This is a genomic window from Pseudoalteromonas sp. SR41-8, from assembly GCF_014163915.1.
Taxonomy (GTDB): Bacteria; Pseudomonadota; Gammaproteobacteria; order Enterobacterales; family Alteromonadaceae; genus Pseudoalteromonas; species Pseudoalteromonas rhizosphaerae.
This window is the reverse complement of record NZ_JACJEE010000128.1, coordinates 1-209: the sequence shown is the minus strand read 5'-3', so window position 1 is coordinate 209 and position 209 is coordinate 1. Positions and strand designations below refer to the sequence as shown.

Here is a 209-nt window from a genome sequence, read left to right as displayed (position 1 = left end):
TGGCTGAAGAAGACGAATTTGATTTAGACGATATTGACAGTCTAATTGATGAAACTGGCGATAAAGCGACTGCAGAGCCGGAGTTGGCTGAAGAAGACGAATTTGATTTAGACGATATTGACAGTCTAATTGATGAAACTGGCGATAAAGCGACTGCAGAGCCGGAGTTGGCTGAAGAAGACGAATTTGATTTAGACGATATTGACAGT

Annotated in this window: 1 protein-coding gene; it reads left to right on the top strand. The window is 41.6% G+C overall.

The genetic code is table 11. The features are described 5' to 3' along the window. On the top strand, positions 1-209 hold a 209-nt coding region (locus H5162_RS21240; RefSeq protein WP_220493653.1), incomplete at both ends, for a hypothetical protein.